This window comes from Vibrio crassostreae 9ZC13 (assembly GCF_000272045.2).
In the GTDB taxonomy this organism is placed as follows: domain Bacteria; phylum Pseudomonadota; class Gammaproteobacteria; order Enterobacterales; family Vibrionaceae; genus Vibrio; species Vibrio crassostreae_C.
Map to the genome: position 1 here is coordinate 592,450 of NZ_AJYZ02000041.1, position 20,534 is coordinate 612,983.

General features: G+C 44.3%; 16 protein-coding genes. 11 read left to right on the forward strand and 5 right to left on the reverse strand.

Annotated features, from left to right (window positions below; genetic code table 11):
• The first annotated feature begins 275 nt into the window (after nt 1-275).
• From A136_RS17165 to A136_RS17190, 6 genes are all read left to right on the forward strand, one after another.
• Nucleotides 276-1,907 (forward strand): ABC transporter substrate-binding protein, encoded by a 1,632-nt coding sequence (locus tag A136_RS17165; protein ID WP_017063466.1) that lies wholly within the window; start codon nt 276-278, stop codon nt 1,905-1,907.
• Nucleotides 1,908-2,019: 112 nt separating this feature from the next.
• On the forward strand, nt 2,020-2,940 hold the full coding sequence (gene oppB, locus A136_RS17170; protein ID WP_017062174.1) for an oligopeptide ABC transporter permease OppB: 921 nt from the start codon (nt 2,020-2,022) through the stop codon (nt 2,938-2,940).
• A gap of 15 nt (nt 2,941-2,955) precedes the next feature.
• Nucleotides 2,956-3,858, forward strand: a complete 903-nt coding sequence (gene oppC / locus A136_RS17175; RefSeq protein WP_017062173.1) for an oligopeptide ABC transporter permease OppC — start codon at nt 2,956-2,958, stop codon at nt 3,856-3,858.
• A gap of 42 nt (nt 3,859-3,900) precedes the next feature.
• Nucleotides 3,901-4,872 carry an ABC transporter ATP-binding protein gene (locus A136_RS17180; RefSeq protein WP_012603544.1) on the forward strand — a complete coding sequence of 324 codons (972 nt, stop codon included), beginning with the start codon at nt 3,901-3,903 and terminating at the stop codon, nt 4,870-4,872.
• Nucleotides 4,869-5,855, forward strand: coding sequence for a murein tripeptide/oligopeptide ABC transporter ATP binding protein OppF (gene oppF, locus A136_RS17185; RefSeq protein WP_017062172.1), 987 nt, complete (start codon nt 4,869-4,871; stop codon nt 5,853-5,855). The genes A136_RS17180 and oppF overlap by 4 nt, the downstream gene beginning before the upstream one ends.
• 198 nt (nt 5,856-6,053) lie before the next feature.
• Complete coding sequence (locus A136_RS17190) at nt 6,054-6,992, forward strand: glutathione S-transferase family protein (protein ID WP_029235136.1); 939 nt, start codon at nt 6,054-6,056, stop codon at nt 6,990-6,992.
• Between the two features lie 82 nt (nt 6,993-7,074).
• Here A136_RS17190 and pta read toward each other — a convergent pair whose 3' ends face one another.
• The gene (pta, locus tag A136_RS17195; protein WP_017062170.1) at nt 7,075-9,240 is read right to left on the reverse strand and encodes a phosphate acetyltransferase; all 2,166 of its coding nucleotides are present in this window, start codon (nt 9,238-9,240) and stop codon (nt 7,075-7,077) included.
• Nucleotides 9,241-9,387: 147 nt separating this feature from the next.
• Nucleotides 9,388-10,584: an acetate kinase gene (locus A136_RS17200; protein ID WP_017063468.1), complete on the reverse strand. Its 1,197-nt coding sequence runs from the start codon at nt 10,582-10,584 to the stop codon at nt 9,388-9,390.
• 341 nt (nt 10,585-10,925) lie between these two features.
• Here A136_RS17200 and yfbV point away from each other — a divergent pair, with 341 nt between their 5' ends.
• From yfbV to A136_RS17215, 3 genes are all read left to right on the forward strand, one after another.
• Complete coding sequence (gene yfbV, locus A136_RS17205; RefSeq protein ID WP_017062168.1) at nt 10,926-11,378, forward strand: terminus macrodomain insulation protein YfbV; 453 nt, start codon at nt 10,926-10,928, stop codon at nt 11,376-11,378.
• A 302-nt stretch (nt 11,379-11,680) separates the two neighbouring features.
• Nucleotides 11,681-12,646 (forward strand): ABC transporter substrate-binding protein, encoded by a 966-nt coding sequence (locus A136_RS17210; protein WP_017063469.1) that lies wholly within the window; start codon nt 11,681-11,683, stop codon nt 12,644-12,646.
• A gap of 251 nt (nt 12,647-12,897) precedes the next feature.
• Nucleotides 12,898-14,364: a GGDEF domain-containing protein gene (locus A136_RS17215; protein WP_017063470.1), complete on the forward strand. Its 1,467-nt coding sequence runs from the start codon at nt 12,898-12,900 to the stop codon at nt 14,362-14,364.
• Between the two features lie 125 nt (nt 14,365-14,489).
• Here A136_RS17215 and dusC read toward each other — a convergent pair whose 3' ends face one another.
• On the reverse strand, nt 14,490-15,446 hold the full coding sequence (dusC, locus tag A136_RS17220; protein WP_017069187.1) for a tRNA dihydrouridine(16) synthase DusC: 957 nt from the start codon (nt 15,444-15,446) through the stop codon (nt 14,490-14,492).
• Between the two features lie 177 nt (nt 15,447-15,623).
• On the opposite strand from dusC, the gene A136_RS17225 reads away from it, so the two are divergent.
• A complete protein-coding gene (locus A136_RS17225; RefSeq protein ID WP_017063471.1) occupies nt 15,624-16,244 on the forward strand; it encodes a YecA family protein in 621 nt (206 codons plus the stop codon).
• 126 nt (nt 16,245-16,370) lie between these two features.
• On the opposite strand, the gene dsbB is transcribed toward A136_RS17225, so the two are convergent.
• Both dsbB and nhaB read right to left on the reverse strand, forming a co-directional pair.
• The gene (dsbB, locus tag A136_RS17230) at nt 16,371-16,895 is read right to left on the reverse strand and encodes a disulfide bond formation protein DsbB (RefSeq protein WP_017063472.1); all 525 of its coding nucleotides are present in this window, start codon (nt 16,893-16,895) and stop codon (nt 16,371-16,373) included.
• Between the two features lie 398 nt (nt 16,896-17,293).
• Nucleotides 17,294-18,886 (reverse strand): Na(+)/H(+) antiporter NhaB, encoded by a 1,593-nt coding sequence (nhaB, locus tag A136_RS17235; protein ID WP_017063473.1) that lies wholly within the window; start codon nt 18,884-18,886, stop codon nt 17,294-17,296.
• 640 nt (nt 18,887-19,526) lie between these two features.
• Between nhaB and fadR the strand changes: the two genes are divergently transcribed.
• Nucleotides 19,527-20,366 (forward strand): fatty acid metabolism transcriptional regulator FadR, encoded by an 840-nt coding sequence (gene fadR / locus A136_RS17240; RefSeq protein ID WP_017062161.1) that lies wholly within the window; start codon nt 19,527-19,529, stop codon nt 20,364-20,366.
• The last annotated feature ends 168 nt before the right edge of the window (nt 20,367-20,534 follow it).

Sequence of the window (20,534 nt, forward strand, 5' to 3'; positions counted from 1 at the left end):
GGCTGTTTTTTAATTAATCCCTCTACGCAAGTCACTACTGATTTGGGGTTTTTTAGATATTTACACTGATACCTTAAGTATTTCGGAGAATTATCCGATTTTTTGCGACTTGTTTGTGGCAAATTACTTCAATGGTTGATAGTGTGTGCCTCAATCTTTGTAAGGTTTTAGATTTTTATGCTTAAATTTTGAGCTAAATAAATCTAAATCACTGCCGTTCAGTGAACCAAGCAAAGAAGTCATGGATGCAATACATAAAACTTGGAGTTTATTAAATGTACAAGAATAAAATCACTCAGGCCCTTCTTCTAGGTGCTGGTTTGGCAGTGGCTGCCTCTTCTACTCTTTCTATCGCTGCTGAAGTTCCAGCAGGCACAGAACTGGCAAAAGTTCAGGAACTTGTTCGCGGTAACGGTACTGAAGTTGCAACTATCGACCCACACAAATCTCAAGGTGTACCAGAATCTCACGTAATTCGTGATCTTCTAGAAGGTCTAGTGAACCAAGACGGCGACGGCAACACTATCCCTGGTGTTGCGGAAAGCTGGGAAACGACAGACAACAAAACATTCACTTTCCACCTACGCAAAGACGCAAAATGGTCTAACGGCGATCCTGTAACAGCTCAAGATTTTGTATACAGCTGGCAACGTGCAGTTGATCCTGCAACGGCTTCTCCATACGCTTGGTACATGGAATACACCAAGATGGCGAATGCGAAAGATATCGTAGCGGGTAAGAAAGACAAGAGTGAACTAGGCGTTAAAGCAGTGGATGCAAACACTCTAGTTGTTGAATTAGAAACAGCGGTACCATACTTCGTAATGATGATGGGCCACACAACAATGAAGCCAGTACACCAGGCAACTGTTGAAAAATACGGTGACCAGTGGACTAAGCCAGAGCACTTTGTTGGCAACGGTGCATTCTCTGTTGATAAATGGGTTGTTAACGAGCGTCTAGTACTCAAGCGTAACGAACAGTACTGGGACAACGATAAAACAGTTCTTAACAAAGTAACGTTCCTACCAATCGAAAACCAAGTAGCGGAAATGAACCGTTTCCTATCTGGTGAAATCGATTTCACAAACGAACTTCCAACTGAGCACTTCAAGCGTCTTCAAAAAGAGTACGCAGAAGATGTATCTGTAGCGGGTAACCTATGTACTTACTACTACATCTTCAATACGAAGAAAGCACCATTTGATGATGTTCGTGTTCGTCAAGCAATCTCTTACGCGATCGACCGTGATATCGTAACAGGTGCAATCCTAGCGCAAGGTCAAAAACCTGCTTACTTCCTAACGCCTGAAATCACTGCTGGCTTCAACCCTGAGCTACCTGCTTACGGTAAGATGTCTCAAAAAGAGCGTAACGCAGAAGCAGAGCGTCTTCTTGCAGAGGCGGGCTACGGTAAAGACAACCCACTTAAATTCAACCTACTTTACAACACTTCAGAGAACCACAAGAAGATTGCTGTAGCACTAGGTTCAATGTGGAAGAAAACACTAGGTCTTTCAGTAACACTTGAAAACCAAGAGTGGAAAACATACCTATCTTCTAAAGACTCTGGTGACTTCGAAGTTGCACGTGCCGGTTGGTGTGGTGACTACAACGAAGCGTCTTCTTTCCTAACACTAATGAAGAGTAACAACACTACTGGTGGTGTTCACTACGATAGCGCGGCTTACGATCAAATCATCGACAAAGCACTTAACTCTACTTCAGAAGAAGAGCGCGAAGCACTTTACCTAGAAGCTGAGAAGTTGATGGCTAACGATATGCCAATCGCTCCTATCTACCAATACGTGAAATCTCGTCTACTTAACCCGCATGTCGGTGGCTTCCCAATCAACAACGCGGAAGACAAGATCTTCTCGAAAGACCTATACATCAAAGCTCAATAATCAGCTTCGATTCAAAAGTTAATATAAATATAACGATACAGGCACTACATGCGCAGGGCGCGCATGTAGCGTCTTTCTAATTTTAATTGTCACAGACTGAAAGAGTGAGTTTATGCTTAAATTCATTATGAAACGGATATTTGAAGCGATTCCAACCATGTTGGTGTTGATCACTATATCTTTCTTTCTTATGCGTTTCGCACCGGGTAACCCGTTTTCAAGCGAGCGTCCATTACCGCCAGAAGTTATGGCTAACATCGAAGCTAAATACGGCTTGGATAAACCAGTATTTGAACAATACACCACGTATTTGACAAATATCTTACAAGGTGACTTCGGTCCCTCTTTTAAATACCAAGATTACACAGTAAATGAGCTGATCGCGGTTGCACTTCCAGTATCTGCGAAGGTAGGTTTCGTTGCCTTTATCTTCACACTATTGATGGGGGTCACCGTCGGGACGATTGCCGCCTTGAAGCACAATACCTGGGTCGACTACACCATAATGTCGACCGCCATGCTCGGGGTGGTGATGCCATCCTTCGTGTTGGCACCGGCGCTTATTTACCTTTTCTCCCTGCACTGGAACATATTCCCAGCAGGTGGTTGGCATGGCGGTACATTTATGTACATCGTGCTGCCTGTTATCGCGATGTCTCTTCTTTACGTAGCAACCTTTGCTCGTATTACTCGCGGTAGCATGATTGAAACGCTAAACAGTAACTTTATCCGAACTGCGCGTGCAAAAGGTCTAAGCTACCGTTATATCATTCTAAAACATGCACTTAAGCCAGCAATGCTACCTGTTGTTTCTTACATGGGACCTGCGTTCGTAGGTATCATCACAGGTTCAGTTGTTGTTGAAACCATCTTCGGCCTACCAGGTATCGGTAAGCTGTTTGTTAACGCCGCGTTTAACCGTGACTACTCGCTAGTAATGGGTGTAACCATCTTGATTGGTTTCCTATTCATCTTGTTCAACGCAATCGTTGATATTTTGCTAGCGCTTATTGACCCGAAAATTCGCTACTAACAGGGACGCATGGTTATGTTGAAGAAAAAAGAAAATTTAGAAGCGATCGAAAAGTTCTCTGAGAGCTTAGAGATTGAAGGTCGTAGTTTGTGGCAGGACGCGCGCATTCGTTTCATGCGAAACAAAGCTGCGATGGTGAGTCTGTTCATTCTTACGCTTATGGTACTGGCAGTTATCTTCTTACCAATGCTGGCTCAGTACACTTATGATGATACTGACTGGTACGCAATGCACGTTGGTCCGAATGCGGATCACTGGTTTGGTACCGATAGCTTAGGCCGTGATTTGTACGTTCGTACTCTTGTCGGTGGCCGCATCTCATTGATGGTTGGTGTGATGGGTGCCTTCGTAGCGGTACTGATTGGTACGCTTTACGGTGCAGCTTCAGGCTTCATCGGCGGTCGTACTGACCGAGTGATGATGCGTATCCTAGAGATCTTGTACGCAGTACCATTCATGTTCCTAGTAATCGTACTGGTAACGTTCTTTGGTCGTAACATCGTCCTAATCTTCGTTGCTATTGGTGCGATTGCTTGGCTAGATATGGCGCGTATTGTACGTGGTCAAACGTTGAGCCTACGTAGTAAAGAGTTCATTGAAGCTGCACACGTATGTGGTGTAAGCAAATGGAAGATCATTACACGTCACATCGTACCGAACGTACTGGGTATCGTAGCGGTTTATTCTACGCTGCTTATTCCAAGCATGATCCTTACAGAATCATTCTTATCTTTCCTTGGTCTTGGTGTTCAAGAGCCTATGACAAGCTGGGGCGCATTGCTTCAAGAAGGTTCGCAAACAATGGAAGTTGCAATCTGGCAATTGACATTCCCTGCGGCATTCATGGTAGTTACGCTGTTCTGCTTTAACTACGTAGGTGATGGTCTGCGCGACGCGCTTGATCCAAAAGACAGATAACGAAATAGCAATTAAAAGCTATAAAAGATTAAGGAAGCAATAATGAGCTTATTAGATGTCAAAGATCTGCGCGTCGAATTTACCACGCAAGATGGTATCGTAACCGCAGTAAACGACTTGAACTTCTCACTTAACCAAGGCGAAACGCTAGGTATTGTTGGTGAGTCGGGTTCAGGTAAATCACAAACGGTATTTGCACTGATGGGGCTGCTGGCTAAGAACGGCATCATCTCAGGCAGTGCAAAGTTTGAAGGCAATGAAATTCTCAACCTGCCTGAAAAAGCACTGAACAAGGTTCGTGCTGAACAGATCGCAATGATCTTCCAAGATCCAATGACGTCACTGAACCCTTACATGAAAGTAAGTGATCAGTTGATGGAAGTACTTATGCTGCACAAAGGCATGGGTAAAGCAGAGGCGTTTGAAGAATCAGTACGCATGCTTGAAGCGGTTAAAATCCCTGAAGCACGTAAGCGTATCACCATGTACCCGCACGAATTTTCTGGCGGTATGCGTCAGCGTGTGATGATCGCAATGGCACTGCTGTGTCGTCCTAAATTACTTATCGCTGATGAACCAACAACGGCACTGGATGTAACCATTCAAGCGCAAATCATGGAATTGCTGAACGAACTTAAAGATGAGTTCAATACGGCAATCATCATGATCACCCATGACTTGGGTGTTGTTGCTGGCTCATGTGACAAAGTACTTGTGATGTACGCGGGTCGTACAATGGAGTACGGCACGGTTGATGAAATCTTCTACGAGCCAAGCCACCCATATGCGGAAGGCCTGCTTAAAGCGATTCCTCGTTTGGATACCGAAGGTGAAATTCTACCGACGATTCCAGGTAACCCACCTAACTTACTTCGCCTACCAACAGGTTGTCCTTACCAAGACCGTTGTCACCGTGTAATGGACCGTTGTAAGCAAGAAGCACCGATTTTGCAGCCATTTGCTAAAGACCGTCAGCGTGCTTGTTTTTCAGATTGGGAGACTTGGACAAAATGAGTAAAGAATTACTATTAGATATTAAAGACCTGAAAGTTCACTTTAGCATTGCAGCTAAGTCTGCTTGGCCTTGGGCAAAACCATCAAACCTTAAAGCGGTTGATGGGGTTGATGTTCACCTTTACGAAGGAGAGACTCTGGGTGTAGTAGGTGAGTCTGGTTGTGGTAAGTCGACTTTTGCCCGTGCGATTATCGGCTTGGTTGAAGCGACTGAAGGTCAAGTGATGTGGTTAGGTCAAGACCTAACTAAGATGCAGGAAGTGAAGCGTCGTGAGACTCGTAAAGAGATTCAGATGATCTTCCAAGACCCGCTAGCATCGCTTAACCCACGTATGTCAGTAGGCGATATTATTGCTGAGCCTCTAGAGACTTTCTTCCCTGAACTTTCTAAACAAGAAGTGAAGGACAGAGTTAAAGAGATGATGGCAAAGGTTGGTCTACTACCCAACGTAATCAACCGTTACCCTCATGAATTCTCTGGTGGTCAGTGTCAGCGTATTGGTATTGCACGTGCGCTTATCTTGAAACCTAAGATGATCATCTGTGATGAACCTGTTTCTGCACTGGATGTATCTATCCAAGCTCAAGTAGTTAACCTTCTGAAGGAGCTACAAAAAGAGCTAGGTTTGTCTTTGGTATTCATCGCGCACGATTTGTCGGTTGTTAAACACATCTCTGATCGCGTATTGGTGATGTACCTAGGTAATGCGGTAGAACTTGGCGAATCAGATGCATTGTTCTCTGATCCTAAGCACCCATACACCAAAGCGTTGATGTCTGCAGTTCCAATTCCAGACCCACGCTTAGAGCGCAGCAAAACCATTCAGATGTTGGAAGGTGATCTCCCATCGCCAATCAATCCGCCATCAGGTTGTGTGTTCCGTACTCGTTGCCCACAAGCAACAGAGGCGTGTGCGCAAACTAAGCCAACGATTCAAGGCGATGACGTTCACGCAGTATCTTGCTTGCACGTACAAGTCTAGAGCCTATTTAAAACGGTTCAGCCTGTGACAGGCTTAAGCGCGACTAGTTATTAGAGTCGCGCTTTTTTTGTCTTAGGCTTATTGGTTCGCTCAACAAGCTTCATCAAAATATTCGAACAACTAAGCCAACTTCTTCTAGTTTTGAAAAAGTTGGCTTTTTTTATACTAGAGAAAAGTTTCGATGACAGAGGTTTGGATATGGGTAAGTTAGTTGAAGGTGTTTGGCACGATGTGTGGTACGACACCAAAGAAAGCGGTGGTAAGTTTGTTCGTGAAGATGCGGGCTTTCGTCACTGGATAGAGAACAAACCGGGCGCGCAGTTTGAGCCTGAAAGCGGCCGTTATCACTTATACGTATCATTGGCTTGCCCTTGGGCGCACCGAACCCTTATCTTCCGTGAGCTGAAAGACCTAACCGATCACATTGACGTGACGGTTGTTTGCCCAGACATGATGAGTGAAGGTTGGCAAATGGGGTTACCTGAGCCTCTATTCGGTCATACCCGAATGCATCAAATTTACACTCAAGCCAAACCGGATTACTCGGGCAGAGTAACGGTGCCTGTGTTGTGGGATAAGAAAACCAACACAATTGTGAGCAACGAGTCGTCTGAAATCATCCGCATGTTCAATTCAGAATTTAATGAGTTAACAGGCAACACCGATGATTACTACCCGTGGGAGTTGTCCAAGAAGATTGATGAGTGGAATGATTATATCTACCCAAACATCAACAACGGCGTTTATCGTACTGGCTTTGCGACAACACAAGAAGCCTACGAAGAAGCTTATGACGCCTTGTTTGAAGCCCTAGACAAAGTAGACGCTCACCTTAGCGAACATCGCTATTTAGCGGGTAACGAGATTACAGAAGCGGATTGGCGCTTGTTCACGACCTTGGTTCGATTCGATGCTGTGTATGTGGGTCACTTCAAGTGTAACAAGCAACGAATTGCGGATTACAAACATATCCAAGGTTATCTAAAAGAGCTCTATCAAATAGAGGGTATTAAAGAGACGACGGATTTCTACCACATCAAGCGCCACTACTATTACAGCCATACGGGCATCAACCCGACTCAAGTGGTGCCTAAAGGGCCTGATCTGGATTTAGATTCGCCTCACGGACGTGGTTAGAATCATTAATTAATCCGCTTTTCTTCAGGCGTAAAAAAACCCTAGATAAACATCTAGGGTTTTTGCTTTCTGAAAAAGAAAATTAGTTAACTACTTTTTCTTCAGCTTGCGCAGCTTGGTCTGCTTGGATAGCCGTTAGAGCTACTGTGTAAACGATATCGTCTACTAGAGCGCCACGAGACAAGTCATTTACTGGCTTGCGCATACCTTGAAGCATTGGACCGATAGATACTAGATCTGCTGAACGCTGTACAGCTTTGTAAGTCGTGTTACCCGTGTTTAAGTCTGGGAATACGAATACTGTCGCTTTACCTGCAACTGGAGAGTTAGGCGCTTTAGAAGCGGCTACGTTTTCCATGATTGCTGCATCGTACTGTAGAGGACCGTCGATCACTAGATCAGGACGCTTCTCTTGAGCAAGTTTCGTTGCTTCACGTACTTTATCTACGTCTGCACCCTTACCAGATTCACCAGTAGAGTAAGAGATCATAGCAACGCGTGGGTCGATACCGAATGCCGCAGCAGAATCTGCAGATTGGATAGCGATTTCAGCAAGCTGTTCAGCTGTTGGATCTGGGTTGATCGCACAGTCACCGTATACAAGAACTTGATCAGGCAGAAGCATGAAGAAGATCGAAGATACGATAGAAGCATCAGGAGCAGTCTTGATGATCTGGAACGGAGGAACGATAGTGTTCGCCGTTGTGTGAACAGCACCAGAAACTAGGCCGTCAACTTCGCCAGCTTCAAGCATCATAGTACCTAGGAATACTGAATCTTCTAGCTTCTCACGAGCAACAACTTCAGTCATACCTTTAGCGCCACGAAGTTCTACTAGACGAGCTACGTAGTTTTCGCGAACTGATGCAGAATCGATGATCTCAACGCCAGCGCCAAGCTCAACACCTTGCTGCGCTGCAACGCGACGGATTTCTTCAGGGTTACCTAGAAGTACACACGTTGCGATACCGCGCTCAGCACAGATAGCCGCAGCTTTAACTGTACGTGGCTCATCACCTTCAGGAAGAACGATGCGCTTAGCCGCTTTACGAGCAAATTCAGTTAGCTGGTAACGGAATGCTGGTGGGCTTAGACGACGGATGCCTTGAGTACCTTCAGATAGAGAATCAATCCAAGGGCCATCAATGTGGCTTGCAACGTGATCGTTAACGAACTCGATACGCTCTTTATCGTCTGCAGGAACTTCTAGGTTGAAGCTCTGTAGGTTTAGAGATGTCTGCCAAGTGTTACCTTGAGCCTTGAAGATCGGTAGACCTGAAGCGAATGCTGGTGCACAAAGGTTAGCAATGCTTTCTGGAATGTCGTAACCGCCAGTAAGCAGGATTGCGCCAATCTCAACACCGTTTTTCGCAGCAAGAGCCGCAGCAACGATAACGTCAGGACGGTCTGCAGAAGTTACTAGCAGTGAGCCTGGTTTGAAGTGCTCAATCATGTGCGGTAGAGAACGTGCACAGAAAGTGATGCTCTTAATACGACGAGTTGAGATTTCACCTTCGTTAACGATTTCAGCGTTAAGGTGCTTAGCCATATCAACCGCACGAGTTGCGATTAGATCGATGCTCCATGGCACGCAGCCAAGAACACGGATAGGGCTAGAGTTGAAGATTTGCATTACTTCAAGGTTCGCTTGCTGAGCGCTGTCTGCATCATCAAAGATTTCAGATAGGTCAGGGCGAGTACGGCCAGCCTCATCAACAGGAGCGTTAAGCTTGTTGATGATTACGCCTTTGATGTTTTTGTTCTTAGTACCGCCGAAGTTAGAACATGCTACTTCTATACGCTCTTTAAGCTGCGTAGGGTTGTCAGTACCAGGAGTCGCAACGAATACGATCTCCGCGCCAAGTGTTTTTGCGATTTCCGCGTTCACTTGGTTAGCAAATGGGTGCTTACGAGTAGGTACTAGACCTTCGATTAGCGTAACTTCTGCGTCTTTGTTGATCTTGTTGTATTGCTCAACAACAGACTCAAGAAGCTCGTCCATTTTTTCGCTACCGATCAAAGCTTCAGCTTTAGTCATTGCGATTGGCTCACCAATCTTAATGTCGCTGTTTGCGCTGATGATAGTAGACGTTAGATCTGGTTGGTTACCACCGCTGCGAGGCTGAGCGATTGGCTTGTAGAAAGAAACACTTACGCCCTTACGCTCCATAGCGCGAAGAACACCCATGCTAACACTAGTAAGACCAACACCAGCGCTTGTAGGGATAAGCATAATAGTACGTGACATTGACGAACACCTTTGACTATTGGAAATAAAAAAAGCTCAACTGCTATTCCCACCGATATTTAAATTGGGGTAGGAATAGAAGTTGAGCCCCATTTTCTTGATATGAAAAACTGACTAGCTTCGAATGAAGCTAGTCAGGAAAATCAATTAAAGACCTGCTAGTTTCGCAGTGTCTTCAGCAATTACTAGCTCTTCGTTAGTAGAGATAACCATTGCAGGGATACGGCTGTTAGCTGTAGTGATAGTACCTTCGCCGCCGAAACGAGCTTTAAGGTTAGCTTCACCGTCAACTTCGATACCGAAGATGCCTAGGCGGTTAAGAACCATTTCACGGATTGGGCCTGAGTTCTCGCCGATGCCGCCAGTGAAAGTGATTGCGTCTAGACGACCTTCTAGAGTTGCAGTGTAACCAGCTACGTACTTAGCTAGACGGTGACAGAACACGTCCATTGCACGAGTTGCTTCTTCTTTCTCACCGTAGTTGTCTTCAACGAAACGACAGTCAGAAGTCACTTCAGTTAGACCAGCAAGACCAGACTCTTTAGTTAGCATGTTGTTGATTTCTTCAACAGAGTAACCAAGTGCGTCGTGTAGGTGGAAGATGATTGCAGGGTCTAGGTCACCACAACGAGTACCCATTACAAGACCTTCAAGAGGAGTAAGACCCATAGAAGTGTCTACAGATTTACCGTTCTTGATTGCACATACAGAAGCGCCGTTACCTAGGTGACAGTTGATGATGTTAACTTCTTCAACTGGCTTGTTTAGTAGGCCTGCAACTTCACGAGTGATGAATAGGTGAGAAGTACCGTGCATGCCGTAACGACGGATGCCGTGCTCTTTGTACAGGTTGTACGGTAGAGCGTATAGGTAAGACTCAGAAGGCATTGTTTGGTGGAACGCAGTGTCAAAAACAGCAACGTTTTTAAGGCCTGGGAAGTTTTGTTGAGCCGCTTCGATACCGATAAGGTGAGCAGGGTTGTGAAGAGGTGCGAAAGTCGCAGCGTCTTGAATACCCTTAAGAACTTCATCAGTGATAAGTGCAGAAGAAGTGAACTGCTCGCCACCGTGTACGATACGGTGACCGATAGCGCCAAGGTTAGCTTTAAGCTCAGGCTTAGAAGCAAGAATAGTTTCTACCATGAAAGATAGTGCTTCTACGTGAGCTGCGCCCGCGCCTAGTTGTGCTTCATGCTTGCCATCAAGTTTCCACTTCATACGAGCTTCTGGAAGACCTAGACACTCAGCAAGACCAGTTAGGTGCTCTGCACCTGTTTCTGCATCAACAACAGCGAATTTAAGAGAAGAACTACCACAGTTTAAAACTAAAACTAGCTTAGACATTAATGACTACCTGTTTATTTTTCTGATCGAAATCAGTTAAGGATGAAAATTAATCTCAAGAATAGTCGAAGCACATAGGCTTGCGTACTAACCTTGGTCAAAAAAACGTTAATTTCCGTATAAAGTGAAAGCGCTCTTTATCAAAAAGAGGCTTGTGCATTCCTTGCAGAAGTCTTCTCAAAGTTGCTTAAATTGTAAATAAGGGCAACAATGAGATTGAGGTCTGCAAATAATAGCGATATTGTGCAAATATAACAAAAAAATTTGAAAGAATATTATTTTTCGTCAAATTTTTGTGTTTTTAGTTGATGATTTCAACTTTTTTTTAATGGGAGACTCATATGAGCAATAGAGTTGGTTTAGCTAGTAGTTTAAAAGATGGCCAAAAGTACATGGATCTCTGGCCCGTCCGAAAAGAGTTAAACGCGATCTTCCCAGAACAACGCATTATTAAAGCGACCCGCTTTGGCGTGAAAGTGATGCCTGCGATTGCCGCTATCAGTGTTCTTACACAAATGGTCTTTAATAATTACCAAGCGATGCCACAGGCTGTGGTTATGGCTTTGTTTGCGATCAGCTTGCCGCTTCAAGGTATGTGGTGGTTGGGCAATCGCTCAAATACACAACTTCCGCCGGCGCTAGTATCGTGGTACCGCGAACTGCATGAAAAGATCACTGAAACGGGTTTTGCGTTAGAGCCTATGAAGCCGCGCCCTCGCTATAAAGAATTGGCAATCATTTTAAATCGTGCCTTTCGTCAGTTAGATAAATCCTCAATGGAGCGTTGGTTCTAAAGAATCCCAGCTCTCCCTCTTGTCTGAGAACAACTATTCATCTTCTATAGCTTGTTCTCAGATTTGCTCCTCTTTTTGTTACCTCGCTTACTTTCCGTTTAGCTTACCTGTCCTTATTCACTTGGTTTCTTACCTTCCTCCGAAGTCAATATAACCTTTCTCACATAACTCGAGCCTTGTTGTATTTTTGTTAAATATCACTTCAAGTTATCAATGGTTACTGGTAATAATGTCAATAGTGATTTTGATGTTGTTCTCTTTGAGCGAGTAATGACGGGTAGAGCTTGATTCAGGGAGCGATAATGAGTTCTGTAAGAAAGGTATTGGCAGCGGTTTTAAGTTGCTTGATGTTGCTATGGACTGGCAATGTAATGGCAAACATTGCCAAAGTGTCGGTTTCACAAGTTGTTGACCATCCAGATCTGAATGCGACACGTTTAGGGCTTCTTGAAGGATTGAGAGCCAATGGTTATGAACCCGGTAAGAACTTAGAATTCTCCTATGAAATGGCGAATGGTAACCCGGCTCAGGCAGCCAAGATTGCCAGAGAGCTCGTCAGTGAAAATCCACATGTACTTGTTGGTATCGCGACACCGACTTCACAAGCCTTAGTGTCGGCGACTCGCTCGATTCCTATCGTGTTTACCGCGGTTACGGATCCTATCGGCGCTAGGCTCGTTAAACAATTAGAAAAGCCGGGGCGTAATGTCACGGGGCTTTCTGACTTATCTCCGATCACTCAGCATGTGTCATTAATCAAAGAACTGCTTCCTGAAGCTAATTCAATCGGTGTAGTTTACAACCCAGCAGAAGCAAATGCCGTTGCGTTAGTTGGGTTATTGAGAAAGGCAACTCGAGATTTCGGTTATACACTTCACACCGAAAAAGCGCTGACTGTTGACGATGTCGAAGCAAAAGCAGAATCCATTGCTAAGAAGTCCGATGTTATCTATGCCTTGACCGATAATACGGTTGCAAGCGGCATGGAGGGTCTTATCAAAGCGGCTAACCATGCAGATACGCCAGTCGTCGCAGGCGCCACATCTTATGTCGGAAAGGGAGCGATTGCTGGTTTAGGTCTAGATTATTATGATGTTGGGGTTCAGACCGCGGATTATGTCGCAGCCATTCTGGAAGGACAGAAGCCCGGGAAGTTGAGTGTCAAAACTGCGCAGAGTTCTCAGCTGGTGGTCAACCTAGATGCTGCTCGTGAGCTTGGCGTGACAGTGCCTCAATCTGTGATTGAGCGTGCGGTCATTAGCCGGTGAATTGAGTTTGGTGTTAGGTGAGCTAATAGGCCATAAGTCATATTATTAACAGCATTGAAATGGGCTCAGATAACAAACTCACCTGCTCTATATGTTGGCGCTTCTCTATTTTATTCATTTGTAAGCGGTTATTTGACCGTTAGGTGTGTCGTTAATATCAATTTACATTATTTTACGTCGAGCGAATTGCCGATTAATGTAATAATATTAATGGGGAAAATGAAAATAGCTGAACGCTAAGAGCACATTATATGAAAGTAAATAGGCACTTTAGCCTAACCTTTGTTTTCGGGTTTCCCGCTGTGATCGCCGCGATGTTACTTGGCCTAATAGGAAAGAATCATTTTGACGCGGTAGAAAAAGATATCAGTAGTGAGTTTCATCGTATTGAAGATGTGTTCAAAAGAACCACAAAAGTGGCAACAGCCCTAGACTACAGCTTCTCCAACTATTATAAATCAGGAAACCCTCTCTTTCTTGATCACAACAAACATGTTGTGGATGGTCTTTGCCAAATCTGGCCTATTGATGTATTGCTACTTGCCGACGGTAAAACCTCAGACATTCCCTCTGTCGATATCGACTATATGCTAATTGGTCAAGAGTCTCTTTGTTCTGAAAGCAGTGATAGTTATAAGAGCGCGTCAGAAAAAATAGCGTTAGCTCCTATTCTTTCATTTTTATCCCAGCTTGATGAATACCATGCCGGCGTGCACTTTATTGATACGAGCGGCTATGTGATCTCTTCACCTGAAGGTTTTGCCAAAGGGCTGAGCAAAGAGTTACTCTCGACCATAAAGAGTCGTCCTTATTGGCAGAAAACAGCCAACAACCCTGACCAACTCACCCTTTCAGGTCCTGGTTATCGTTTTGATTCCCTTGACCGTATAATCAGTATGACGATCCCTGTATTCCATAAAGGTGTTCACCAAGGGATGCTGTCGGTGGATATTAATGCTGACAAGCTGCTCGCAAACTCGAATGAGCACCTTGCAGGTCGGATCGATATCATTGATACCACTTTAGCGACTCCGGTAGATTCTGCGGCTTTTTATCACGAGATCAAACTGGATGGTGTCTCGTCTCACCATGCGATGTATTACGAATTAGACATCGCGAAAGAGGTTGAGCACTTTTTCGTCTATGAGAAAGACAGCCTTATTGTTGCCATCATTGTGTATCTGTTCTCTGTAACTATCTTTTTCTACGTTAATTCCAATATTGAACGTGGCTACTTCAAAGATCTCGCAGCCAAAGACCCTATGACAGGGTTATTGAATCGTCGTGGCTTAGAAGCGTTCTGGCGCAGCGTAGAGCACGATCAACTGTTTGCTTTAACCGTCTTCGATATCGATGATTTCAAGTCAATTAACGACACCTACGGCCACGATAAGGGTGACGATGTGATCCGTTATATGTCGCGTCAGATCAGCAACAGTATTCGAAGCAGTGACGTTGCAGCACGGTTTGGCGGTGAAGAGTTTGTCGTTTACATGAAAGGCGAAGATTGTGAAACTCTGATGAGAACATTAGAGCGCGTGAAGAATGCGATTTGTACCACTTCAGCCGACATTATTCCAAATGGGTTTACGGTGTCTGGCGGTGTCTGCATTGTTGAAACTGAGCAAAGTAAACTTAACTTCGATGAGATATTTAAGTACGCCGATGAAAAGCTGTACGTGGCTAAGACGACGGGCAAAGACCGTCTTAAATTTTAACCACGTTATTGAATCGATGCTTTGTATGAAAATGAAAGAGGGAAGAGCCAACGTGTCTACCAAGCGAAGCTTATTTGCACCCGTAAACACGTTTGTATCGTTAGGGGCTTAGCCCTAAACTAATCTTAAACAGGTTGGCGGCGTTCTTCTTGATAACGCTGAAGGCGTTCTACAATCGGCGGCGCCTTCTTGAAAGTACGAATTTCTTTAAACAGTTCGTTTGCTTCAGGGTAGCCTTTACTTAGATAAACAAACCACTGCTTCACTCTATTGGGGTAGTACATGCCTTTGTCCCCTTTGATTTGAAACTCTGAATAGCGCAGCAAAAGTTCAATGACTTTATCCCACGGCATTTTTTGGTGGTTGTGCTTAACGACGTTGCCAAGGTTTGGAATATTGAAAGCACCACGGCAGACCATCAATGAATCGACGCCTGTTGCTTCTATGCAATCTTGACCATCTTGATAGTTCCAGATCTCACCATTAGCAATCAACGGCAGAGACGTTTTTTCTCTTATTTGATTGATGAAGTCCCATTTGATTTCGCTGGCTTTATAGCCGCCAACTTTGGTTCTTGCATGCACGGTGAGTTCGTCAGCTTTGGCTTGCTCGATGGCATCGACGATTTCAAAGCACTCTTCCGGATGCTCCCAACCTAATCGAATCTTTGCGGACACAGGAATGTGTGCAGGTACTGCTTCTCGACAGGCGTTCACCACTTGATAGATGAGCTCTGGTTCTTTTAGCAGTGACGCACCACCATTACTTTTGTTGACCGCCTTTGCTGGGCAACCAAAATTAAGGTCAATCCCTTTAGCGCCTAAGCTAGCAGCTTGAAAAGCATTCTCGGCCATCCAATTTGGGTGTTGACCTAAAAGCTGGAGATGGATTGGCACACCAGCCATGGTCTGAGAGCCTTGATGTAGCTCAGGGCAAATACGGTGGAACACATGCGGGGGAAGAAGTTGATCCACGACGCGCACAAACTCTGTCACACAGAGATCGTAATCATTAATCTCTGTGAGAATTTCACGCATTAGGTGGTCTAGAACGCCCTCCATAGGGCCAAGTATTACGCGCATGCTGCTTTACCGAAACTGAGTGAACCGAAAAATTCGAGGCGTGATTGTACGGTGTGCTTACAGGATTGTCACTATGAGTGTGGTTTGCCTGTCTTAATGTTGGTTTCGTCTCTTAATAGCGACATCTTGGGGAGGATGGCGTTATAATATCGAAAATGCCCAATATCCAGAGCTTTCATGACATATCAATTATTAAGCCTACCAGAATCAATCACAGACATTACTCCGCAGTTTATGGAAGGTGCAATCCTTGCCTCTAACTTGGCTACCAAACCACTCGATCCAGAAGAGTGGCTGGTTATCGTTGCGCCTGAAGCGGGTAAAGAGCTGGTAAAAACGGTGACAGAACAGATTAATCGCCAGCACAACCTGATTCAGCGTAATGAATACCTATTAACAGACGTACTGGCTGAAGGTGACTTTAACGAACAGTTCGCTGATTTTTCTGAAGGCTTCATGATGGTTTGGCCAACAGTGGAAGAGCAGTGGCAGAGCGTGACAGTCGCGGATGGTACTCTGCGCATGTTGCAAGCGCTCTTAACCACCTTGATGCTTGCGATTGATGAAGAGCAAACTCAACAACAAATGATCGCTGCAGGGCTTACTAACCCACCATCGCTTGCCGATTTAGTGGGTCAAGTCGATCTGATGATCTCAGAAGTGGCAATGGCAGCGGATGAAGCTATGTTGGGCAATAAGTCCCAGAGCGTGAACCCGTTTAAAGACATTGGTCGAAACGACCTTTGCCCTTGTGAAAGCGGCAAGAAGTTTAAACAATGCTGCGGTAAAAACAGCTAGTCACGGCTTGTTGAGCAACTTAGCTTGAGTGAGTAACAGACTTTCTTAAGTGATAAAAAAGTTTAAGTAATAAAAAAGTCGACCTTTGGGTCGACTTTTTCGTTTCTGGACATGATGAGTTAATTGTTAGTCATTCTTTGATTTAACGAATTGAGAAATAACCACAAAACCGAAAGCAACCAAGTTACCTGCAAAGATAATTACTAGCCACTGAGGCATAGAAAGATCGAAGAACTGCCACACAACCTTGCTGCAATCGCCGTAAGCCTCAAACATCCACGGAGCCCATTGGTTTAAAGGCGCCCAGCTAGGGAAGGTTACGAATAAGTCGCAGGTTGCGAAAGGGGACGGATTGAACTGGTAATCGACGTGCTCTAAAGCAAGCATCAAACCTTTGTATGCGCCAAATCCCCAGCTAGCAAGGCCTAACCAGCGTGATATTGGGTTATTCGGGGCAATCGCACCAATCATGGCGGCAACACCGATAGCGAGCATAGCAACGCGCTCATAGATACACATTACGCAAGGGCCAAGCATCATCACGTGTTGGAAGAAGAGAGCGCATGCCTCAAAAAAGACAATAAAAGCCAGCAGTAAAAGCCAAGATAAACGTCCCTTAGAGAAGTCTTTAAGCATTGCAAAAAAGTTCACGAATTTAATCCCGTCTATAAAATAAAAAAGCCCTGATTACTCAGAGCTTTTTATCTTGGATAAGTTTCCTAATCAACTAATATTTTTGATTAGCTAGGGCGTGTTGACCTTTCGCGATTAAATTTTGTTCGAGATAAAAGCGTTTTAATCGCGGCGAGGGGGAAGTAGCCTAGTCATTCTAAGCAAATCCCCCTCAACAAAGAGTAAAACGCTTTTAGCCGAACCCTTCGGGCAGCGTTTGCTGGTCATTTCTACTACGTTATCGGCTTCTCATGTAGGCTAGCTACACATCAAAGCCTCTGCCTTGTATAAATACCCAGCAACTCGCTGCAAAAATCAGCTCGAAAGGTCAACACGCCCTCGATACACTTATTGTGGTTTGCGACACAGTGTTTAGCTTAGTGACCACCAGAGATAACTGGAGCGACGACTTCACCAGTGCGTTGAATGATCCAACCAGCATCGTAGAACCATGCTGTCATTGGCTCTACGATGAACACAATGCTTGCTAGGCCAACCAGTGCCAATACGATGGTGTATGGCAGCGCCATGATAACCATGCGACCGTAAGACAATCGAATTAACGGAGCAAGTGCTGATGTTAATAGGAATAGGAATGCAGCTTGGCCATTTGGTGTAGCAACAGAAGGTAGGTTAGTACCAGTGTTGATAGCAACAGCAAGTAGGTCAAACTGGTCACGAGTGATAATGCCTTCAACCAGTGCAGTTTTCACTTCGTTGATGTAAACCGTACCTACGAATACGTTATCTGAAACCATCGACAAGATACCGTTGGCAACATAGAAGAGTGCGAGCTGTGCGCCTTTATCTTCAACGTGAAGTACAGCATCGATTACTGGCTTAAATAGAGCTTGGTCGATGATTACAGCAACAACCGCGAAAAAGACGGCAAGAAGTGCGGTAAATGGCAGTGCTTCTTCAAAGGCTTTACCCATTGAGTGCTCTTCGATAACGCCAGTAAATGCCGTTGCCAAGATGATCACTGAAAGGCCAATCAAACCTACTTCAGCGACGTGAAGCGCAAGGCCAACAATCAGCCAAACTGCGATTGCACTCTGAACCCATAGTTTTGCTACGTCTTGCTTTGTACGGTTTGCACGTTCTTTGTTGTCAAACTCAACTAAGATTTGGCGAACATTCGTTGGCAGTTCTGCACCGTAACCAAACACTTTGAATTTTTCGACAAGTGCGCAAGTTAGAATACCGCAGAAGAAAACAGGCAGTGTTACTGGCAGCATACGGATGATAAATTCACCGAACTCCCAACCCGCTTGCTTAGCAATTACTAAGTTTTGTGGTTCACCTACCATGGTCATTACGCCACCCAGTGCAGTACCAACACCGGCGTGCATAAGTAGTGAGCGTAGGAAAGCACGGTAGTTTTCTAGGTCATCACGAGTTAGCTCAGAGATCTCTTCATCATGAGTATGATCGTGCGCAGATGTTGTGCCTTTGCCCGATGCAACTTTGTGGTAGATAGAGTAGAAGCCGACCGCAACGCTAATAACTACGGCGATTACTGTTAGTGCATCTAGGAATGCTGATAAGAAAGCGGCAGCAACACAGAAGGCAACGGAGAGTAAAATTTTAGATTGGATGCCAAGCAAGATCTTCGTGAAAATGAACAGAAGTAGTTCTTTCATGAAGTAGATACCAGCAACCATGAATACAAGTAAGAGTAATACTGGAAGGTTTGCTTGTAGCTCGTGATAAACCATTTCTGGTTTGGTCATGCCAATGGCGACGGCTTGAATTGCCAATAAGCCACCCGGTTGAAGAGGGTAGCACTTTAGAGCCATAGCTAGAGTGAAAATAAACTCAACCACCAACAGCCAGCCCGCAACAAATGGGTCAACTAGGAAGAAAACAAACGGGTTGATGATTAAAAAGGAAATGATGGCAAGTTTATACCAATCAGGAGCTTTACCAAGGAAGTTCTTGATAAAAGCGTTTCCGAGAGACATCGGCATGTTAATACTCTTTTATGTTGATTATGAATAGACAAGCAATACAACATTTTGAGAATCGAGCTATAGAAATTGTTAAAAACTATGACTAACAGTGACTTAGAAAAACTACATTCCATGTAATGTTCTGTGGTCTTGCCAAGTCACTCCCTTAGAAACTCAAGCACTGCTTATTTTTGAGCGCAACTTTACTCTTAGATAACATTTAGTCAACAGGAAAAGCCCTGTAGCCCTAAAAATACCTCTTTTTTGTTGAGAAACGCGATCAAAGTAGCGCAAGCATACCACTTAAAATGTGATAAAAACCGACTAGAATCAATATTTCAGCGAAATGATTGAAAATTACAGAATAACGACGGCTTATATATGATTATTACAACTTAATATTGCAAATTAATAGCTTTAAAAATATGACCAATCCCATTGATTTTAAAGAAAAATTGTTGTGTTAACAGTTTGTTTAAATGGTGGTTTAGAGTCGCTTGCTTTACAAACCTGAGGTGCAAACGTGTGCTGAACTTTAGAGTTATAACTCTAACGGTGTTTAGGGGGAGTAAAATTTTTGAGGGTGTTTCCGCTAGGTGTGAACTAGTGGTATGATGAGTAAATTAGAACAGAATAATTAAATTGGATTGAAGTGTAGATGGTCATTAAGGCGAAGAGCCCGGCAGGATTTGCAGAGAAGTATATCATTGAAAGTATTTGGAATGGCCGTTTCCCTCCAGGTTCTATCTTGCCCGCAGAGCGTGAGCTTTCTGAGCTGATTGGTGTTACACGTACTACGCTTCGTGAAGTACTACAACGTCTTGCTCGTGATGGTTGGTTGACAATCCAACATGGCAAACCAACTAAAGTTAACCAGTTTATGGAAACCTCAGGTCTTCATATCCTTGATACGCTAATGACGTTGGACGTTGATAACGCAAGCAAAATGGTAGAAGACCTGCTTGCTGCTCGTACTAATATCAGCCCGATCTTTATGCGTTATGCATTCAAAGCAAACAAAGAAGCTTCAGAGCGTACTATCAGTAACGTGATTGAATCTTGTGAAGCGCTACTTGCGGCACCAACTTGGGATGAGTTCCTAGAATCGTCGCCATACGCTGACAAGATCAAACAAGCGGTAAAAGAAGATTCAGAAAAAGATGAAGCGAAACGTCAGACGATCTTAATCGCGAAGACTTTCAACTTCTATGATTACATGCTTTTCCAACGTTTGGCATTCCACTCAGGCAACCAGATTTACGGCCTGATCTTTAACGGTGTGCGTAAACTTTATGACCGTATCGGTAGCTACTACTTCTCTAACCCAGAAGCACGACGTTTAGCGATGGACTTTTATAAAGAGTTGTTCATTATCTGTGAAAGTGGCGAGCGCGAAACTTTGCCATTAGTGATTCGTAACTACGGTATCGCAAGTGCACAAGTTTGGAATGAAATGAAAACGACATTGCCGACGAACTTCACTGAAGACGACAGCTAAGGCATAGGTTTACTATTGTTGTTCCTGTTTAGTCAGTGACGTAAAGAAAACGAAAAAGCGGCGAGATAATTCAATTATCTCGCCGCTTTTTATTTATCTGTCGTTACTAGAAAATTATCAGTGGGTCAGTTACTTACCTATGACGAGTAATTTATCTATGTGTAGCAA

Bases quoted from the DNA above. Each gene is read 5' to 3' on its own strand.
- A136_RS17165 (WP_017063466.1), top strand. From the start codon at position 276: ATGTACAAGAATAAAATCACTCAGGCCCTTCTTCTAGGTGCTGGTTTG.
- oppB (WP_017062174.1), top strand. From the start codon at position 2,020: ATGCTTAAATTCATTATGAAACGGATATTTGAAGCGATTCCAACCATG.
- oppC (WP_017062173.1), top strand. From the start codon at position 2,956: ATGTTGAAGAAAAAAGAAAATTTAGAAGCGATCGAAAAGTTCTCTGAG.
- A136_RS17180 (WP_012603544.1), top strand. From the start codon at position 3,901: ATGAGCTTATTAGATGTCAAAGATCTGCGCGTCGAATTTACCACGCAA.
- oppF (WP_017062172.1), top strand. From the start codon at position 4,869: ATGAGTAAAGAATTACTATTAGATATTAAAGACCTGAAAGTTCACTTT.
- A136_RS17190 (WP_029235136.1), top strand. From the start codon at position 6,054: ATGGGTAAGTTAGTTGAAGGTGTTTGGCACGATGTGTGGTACGACACC.
- pta (WP_017062170.1), bottom strand. From the start codon at position 9,240: ATGTCACGTACTATTATGCTTATCCCTACAAGCGCTGGTGTTGGTCTT.
- A136_RS17200 (WP_017063468.1), bottom strand. From the start codon at position 10,584: ATGTCTAAGCTAGTTTTAGTTTTAAACTGTGGTAGTTCTTCTCTTAAA.
- yfbV (WP_017062168.1), top strand. From the start codon at position 10,926: ATGAGCAATAGAGTTGGTTTAGCTAGTAGTTTAAAAGATGGCCAAAAG.
- A136_RS17210 (WP_017063469.1), top strand. From the start codon at position 11,681: ATGAGTTCTGTAAGAAAGGTATTGGCAGCGGTTTTAAGTTGCTTGATG.
- A136_RS17215 (WP_017063470.1), top strand. From the start codon at position 12,898: ATGAAAGTAAATAGGCACTTTAGCCTAACCTTTGTTTTCGGGTTTCCC.
- dusC (WP_017069187.1), bottom strand. From the start codon at position 15,446: ATGCGCGTAATACTTGGCCCTATGGAGGGCGTTCTAGACCACCTAATG.
- A136_RS17225 (WP_017063471.1), top strand. From the start codon at position 15,624: ATGACATATCAATTATTAAGCCTACCAGAATCAATCACAGACATTACT.
- nhaB (WP_017063473.1), bottom strand. From the start codon at position 18,886: ATGCCGATGTCTCTCGGAAACGCTTTTATCAAGAACTTCCTTGGTAAA.
- fadR (WP_017062161.1), top strand. From the start codon at position 19,527: ATGGTCATTAAGGCGAAGAGCCCGGCAGGATTTGCAGAGAAGTATATC.